The organism is Streptomyces hainanensis, assembly GCF_004348415.1.
Taxonomy (GTDB): domain Bacteria; phylum Actinomycetota; class Actinomycetes; order Streptomycetales; family Streptomycetaceae; genus Streptomyces; species Streptomyces hainanensis.
On sequence record NZ_SMKI01000496.1, the window covers coordinates 1 to 5,417 of the forward strand.

Here is a 5,417-nt window from a genome sequence, read left to right on the forward strand (position 1 = left end):
ACCCCGCAGGCCCCCGCCACCGTCGACGTCGGCAACGCCGGCACGGTGATGCGCTTCCTGCCGCCGTTCGCCTCGCTCGCCGAGGGCGCCGTCAGGTTCGACGGCGACAAGCGGTCCCACGAGCGACCGCTGCACGGGCTGATCGCCGCGCTGCGGGCGCTCGGCGTCCGCGTCGAGGACGGCGCCCGGGGCGCGCTGCCGCTGACCGTGCACGGCGCCGGCTCGGTCGAGGGCGGCTACGCGGAGGTGGACGCGTCGTCCTCCTCGCAGTTCATCAGCGCGCTGCTGCTCTCCGCGCCCCGCTTCAACCACGGGATCGAGCTCCGGCACGTCGGCGCCACCCTGCCGTCCCTGCCGCACATCCGGATGACCGTGGACATGCTGCGCAGGGCCGGGGCCCAGGTGGACTCCCCGGACTCCGGCGGCGAGCCCAACGTCTGGCGCGTCACCCCCGGCGCGCTGCTCGGCCGCGACCTGGTCGTCGAGCCCGACCTCTCCAACGCCCAGCCGTTCCTGGCCGCCGCGCTGGTCACCGGCGGCCGTGTCACCATCCCCGACTGGCCCCGGACCACCACCCAGCCCGGCGACGCGCTGCGCCGCATCTTCACGGAGATGGGCGGCTCCTGCGTGCTGGACGACCGCGGCCTGACCCTCACCGGCACCGGCCGGGTGCTCGGGATCGACGCCGACCTGAGCGAGGTCGGCGAGCTGACCCCGGGCATCGCCGCCGTGGCGGCGCTGGCCGAGGGCGAGTCGGTGCTGCGCGGCGTCGCGCACCTGCGGCTGCACGAGACCGACCGGCTCGCGGCGCTCACCAAGGAGATCAACGGGCTCGGCGGCGACGTCACCGAGACCGCCGACGGGCTGCGCATCCGGCCGCGACCGCTGCGCGGCGGGGTCTTCCACACCTACGAGGACCACCGGCTCGCCACCGCGGGCGCGGTGCTCGGGCTGCTCGTCAAGGACGTCGAGGTGGAGGACGTCGCCACCACGGGCAAGACCATGCCGGACTTCCCCGACCTGTGGCACCGCATGGTGGCGGCGTCGGGCGACCGGGCCTGAGGCCGCCGCCCGCGATGCGCCGGTACGGCAAGCACACCGACGAGGACGACGTCCGGGTCCGCCCCAGCAGGCGAGGCACCAGACCGCGCACCCACCTGCGGCCCAAGCACGAGGACGCCGCCGAGGGGTTCGTGGTCACGGTGGACCGCGGCCGGTTCACCTGCCTCGTGGAGGACCGGATGATCACCGCCATGAAGGCCAGGGAGCTGGGCCGCAAGAGCGTGGTGGTCGGTGACCGGGTGGCCCTGGTGGGCGACCTGTCGGGCGCCAAGGACACCCTGGCCAGGATCGTCAGGATCGAGACCCGCTCCTCCACGCTGCGGCGCACGGCGGACGACGACGACCCGTTCGAGCGGGTGGTGGTGGCCAACGCCGACCAGCTGGCGATCGTCACCGCGCTCGCCGACCCCGAGCCGCGGCCCCGGCTGATCGACCGCTGCCTGGTGGCCGCCTACGACGCCGGGCTCGACCCGCTGCTGATCCTCACCAAGGCCGACCTGGCGCCCGCCGAGCCGCTGTTGGAGACCTACGCGCCGCTCGGCATCCGCCATGTGGTCACCAGCGCCGAGGAGTTCGGCGGCGACCCGGCGGCCGTCGCACGGGTGCGCGAGCTGCTGACCGACCGGATCACCGCGTTCGTCGGGCACAGCGGCGTCGGCAAGACGACGCTGGTCAACGCGCTGGTGCCGGACCGGCGGCGGGCGACGGGCCAGGTCAACGTCGTCACCGGGCGCGGCCGGCACACCACGGTCTCGGCGCTCGCCCTGGCGCTGCCCGACGCGCCCGGGTGGGTCATCGACACCCCGGGGGTGCGGTCGTTCGGGCTGCACCACGTCGACCCGTCCCGGGTGATCCACGCCTTCCCCGACCTGGAGCCCGGCACGGCCGACTGCCCGCGGGCCTGCTCCCACGACGAGCCGGACTGCGCCCTCGACGCCTGGGTGGCCGCCGGCCACGCCGAGCCGGCCAGGCTCACCTCGCTGCGGCGGCTGTTGGCCTCCCGCGAGCGGCCGGACAAGTCCTAGCCGACGGCGGGGGCCGCCGTCAGGGCGCTATCAGGCGGGAGAGCGCCAGGCGGATGGCGGTCTCGCAGGTGGTGGCCGAGTGGTGGGGCAGCGCGCGCGACGCCCGGGCGGACAACTCCCGGAGCAGCCGCTCCGGGCGGGTGGCGACCGGCGGCGCCCCGGCGCAGTCGCACCGGCAGCCGGTCAGGGCGGCACGCACCACGCGGTCGGCGCGGGCCGTCGCCAGCAGCCAGTCGGCGGCCCCGTCCAGCGAGCGGACGCGGGCGAGCTGGGCGGCGAAGCCGTCGAGCAGGGCCGTGGTGCGGTGGGTGGCCAGGGCGGCGCCGAGGCCCGCCTTGTCCCCGAACTCGTTGTACAGCGTCTGACGGGAGACGCCGGCCGACGCCGCCACCTCGACCATGCGGACGCGTCGCCACGGACGCCGTTCGAGCGCGGCACCGGCCGCGTCCAGCAGGGACTCACGCGCGGTGGGCATCGTCGCCTCCTCGCCTGCCCGAGGCCGCACCGCCCCGGCGAGGCACAGGATTGACGCGGTGTCAGGGGCTGTCAAGGTTGCTCGCGGGGCCCCGAAGAACGTGCCCGATACTGGGACCATGGCCGACTACCACGATGACCTGCGCCTCGCCCACGTGCTGGCCGACGCCGCCGACGCCGCGACGATGGAGCGCTTCAAGGCGCTCGACCTCAAGGTCGACACCAAGCCGGACATGACGCCGGTCAGCGAGGCGGACACGGCCACCGAGGAGCTGATCAGGTCGGCCCTCCAGCGGGCCAGGCCACGGGACGCGGTGCTCGGCGAGGAGTTCGGCTCCGACGGGCACGGGGCGCGCCGCTGGATCATCGACCCGATCGACGGCACCAAGAACTACGTGCGGGGCGTCCCCGTCTGGGCCACCCTGATCGCGCTCGTCGACCGCGGCGCGGGCGGCGACCGGCCGGTGGTCGGCGTCGTGTCGGCGCCCGCGCTCGGCCGCCGGTGGTGGGCCGTGGAGGGCGGCGGCGCCTACACGGGCCGCAGCCTGTCGGCGGCCACCCGGCTGCGGGTCTCCGGGGTGTCCCGGCTCGCCGACGCCTCCTTCGCCTACTCCTCGCTCACCGGCTGGGAGGAGCTCGGCCGGCTCGACGCGTTCCTCCAACTCGGCCGGGACTGCTGGCGTACCCGGGCCTACGGCGACTTCTGGTCCTACATGATGGTGGCCGAGGGCTCCGTCGACATGTGCGCCGAGCCCGAGCTGTCGCTGTGGGACATGGCGGCGCCGGCGATCGTGGTCACCGAGGCCGGCGGCCGGTTCACCGGCCTCGACGGGCGGGAAGGCCCGCACGGCGGGAACGCGGCGGCCTCCAACGGGCTGCTCCACGACGAGCTGCTGCGCCGCCTGGGGGGCTGAACGTGGCCCTGGCGGGTGGGGCGCGCCCCACCCGCCAGGGTGGTTACGGCAAGGGCGCCGTCACTGGCCCCGGAGGGCCTGGACCGCGGCCTGGAGCCGCTTGCCGTAGTCCTCGTCGGCCCGGCGGAAGTTCTCGATCGCCCGCTCCGCGATGTCGTCGCGGGAGACCTGGGCGATGAAGCCCGCCAGGTTGCCGACGAGGCGTTCCTTCTCCTCGTCCGACATCAGCCGGTAGAGGTTGCCCGCCTGCGTGAAGTCGTCGTCCTCGACGTGCGCCGGGGTCGGGTGGTCGCCGGTGGCGCCGCCGACGGCGACCGGCTCCCACAGCGGTCGGTCGGTCTGGGCCGGGCCGCCGAAGCTGTTGGGCTCGTAGTTCCTGGCGCGGCCGTGCCGGCCGTCGTAGCCGACGCCGTCCCGGCTGTTGGTGCGGGCCTCGGTGGCGTGCGGGCGGTTCACCGGCAGGTGGTCGGCGTTGATGCCGACCCGGTAGCGGTGGGCGTCGCCGTAGGCGAAGAGCCGGCCCTGGAGCATCTTGTCGGGCGACGGGCCGATGCCCGGCACGAAGTGGTGCGGGGAGAAGACCGACTGCTCGACCTCGGCGAAGACGTTCTCCGGGTTGCGGTTGAGCTCCAGACGGCCGATCTCGATCGGCGGGTAGTCCTCGTGCGGCCAGACCTTCGTCAGGTCGAACGGGTTGAACCGGTAACCGGCGGCGTCGGCGGCCGGCATGATCTGCGCCTGCACCGTCCAGGACGGGAAGTCGCCGTTCTCGATCGAGACCCGCAGGTCGCGCTGGTGGCTGTCCGGGTCGGTGCCGGCCAGCGCCGCGGCCTCGTCGGCGGTCAGGTTCCTGATGCCCTGGTCGGTCTTGAAGTGGTACTTGACCCAGAAGACCTCGCCGGCCTCGTTGTTCCACTGGAAGGTGTGCGAACCGTACCCGTTCAGGTGGCGGTAGCTGGCGGGGATGCCGCGGTCGCCGAAGAGCCAGGTGACCTGGTGGGTGGACTCGGGGCTCAGCCCCCAGAAGTCCCAGACGTTGTCCGCCTCCTGCGAGCCCGTGTACGGGTCGCGCTTCTGGGTGTGGATGAAGTCGGGGAACTTGATGGCGTCCCTGATGAAGAAGACCGGGGTGTTGTTGCCGACGAGGTCGTAGTTGCCCTCCTCGGTGTAGAACTTCAGCGCGAAGCCGCGCGGGTCGCGCACGGCGTCGGCCGAGCCCAGGTTGCCGGCCACCGTGGAGAACCGCAGGAAGACCTCCGTCTCCCTGCCGATCTCGGCGAGGAAGGCGGCCCGGGTGTAGGGCGTGACGTCCGCCGTCACGGTGAAGGTGCCGTAGGCGCCGGCGCCCCTCGCGTGCACGACGCGCTCCGGGATCCGCTCGCGGTTGAAGTGCGCGAGCTTCTCGATCAGGAGCTGGTCCTGGATGAGGCCGGGCCCACCGACGCCGGCGGACTGGCTGTTCTGGTTGTCCGCCACCGGGGCCCCGGCCTCGGTGGTCAGCGGTCCCGCCGCGGTCTGGTCGGTCATCTGCCTGTCACGCCCTTCGGGTGCTCGGAGGTGTTTCTGCGGCTCGGCTCTTGGCCATCGCCAGAACCGATCCTATATTGGACTTAGTCCAAGTCAAGACGGCGCCCGAGATCGTACCGAGTCCTGGGTGGCCGCGCGCCGGTTAGGGTGACAGGCATGAGTGACCTCCTACAGCGACTCCGTGGCCGCGGCTGGCGGCTGACCGCCCAGCGCCGGGTCATCGCCGAGGTGCTGGACGGCGAGCACGTCCACTTCACGGCCGACGAGGTGCACGCCAGGGCCACCGAGCGGCTTCCGGAGATCTCCCGCGCCTCCGTCTACAACACCCTCGGCGAGCTCGTCGCGCTCGGCGAGGTCATCGAGGTCACCACGGACGGCCGCGCCAAGCGCTACGACCCCAACGCCTGTCTCTTAT

6 protein-coding genes are annotated in these 5,417 nt (G+C 73.5%); 4 read left to right on the plus strand and 2 right to left on the minus strand.

What is annotated here, in order from left to right; all coding sequences use genetic code 11:
* Both aroA and rsgA read left to right on the plus strand, forming a co-directional pair.
* Nucleotides 1-1,062 (plus strand): 3-phosphoshikimate 1-carboxyvinyltransferase (aroA, locus tag E1283_RS30980; RefSeq protein ID WP_132821495.1); only part of this gene is annotated, 1,062 nt, incomplete at its 5' end.
* Between the two features lie 14 nt (nt 1,063-1,076).
* Nucleotides 1,077-2,087 carry a ribosome small subunit-dependent GTPase A gene (gene rsgA, locus E1283_RS30985; protein ID WP_132821496.1) on the plus strand — a complete coding sequence of 337 codons (1,011 nt, stop codon included), beginning with the start codon at nt 1,077-1,079 and terminating at the stop codon, nt 2,085-2,087.
* 19 nt (nt 2,088-2,106) lie between these two features.
* Here the strand turns inward: rsgA and E1283_RS30990 are convergent, their stop codons facing one another.
* The gene (locus E1283_RS30990; protein ID WP_243745226.1) at nt 2,107-2,562 is read right to left on the minus strand and encodes a TetR/AcrR family transcriptional regulator; all 456 of its coding nucleotides are present in this window, start codon (nt 2,560-2,562) and stop codon (nt 2,107-2,109) included.
* Nucleotides 2,563-2,680: 118 nt separating this feature from the next.
* Between E1283_RS30990 and hisN the strand changes: the two genes are divergently transcribed.
* Entirely contained in the window at nt 2,681-3,475 is a 795-nt protein-coding gene (gene hisN, locus E1283_RS30995; protein WP_132821498.1) for a histidinol-phosphatase, read from the plus strand.
* 60 nt (nt 3,476-3,535) lie between these two features.
* On the opposite strand, the gene E1283_RS31000 is transcribed toward hisN, so the two are convergent.
* Nucleotides 3,536-5,002, minus strand: coding sequence for a catalase (locus E1283_RS31000; RefSeq protein ID WP_132821499.1), 1,467 nt, complete (start codon nt 5,000-5,002; stop codon nt 3,536-3,538).
* A 156-nt stretch (nt 5,003-5,158) separates the two neighbouring features.
* Here E1283_RS31000 and E1283_RS31005 point away from each other — a divergent pair.
* On the plus strand, nt 5,159-5,417 hold a 259-nt coding region (locus E1283_RS31005; protein WP_132821500.1), incomplete at its 3' end, for a Fur family transcriptional regulator.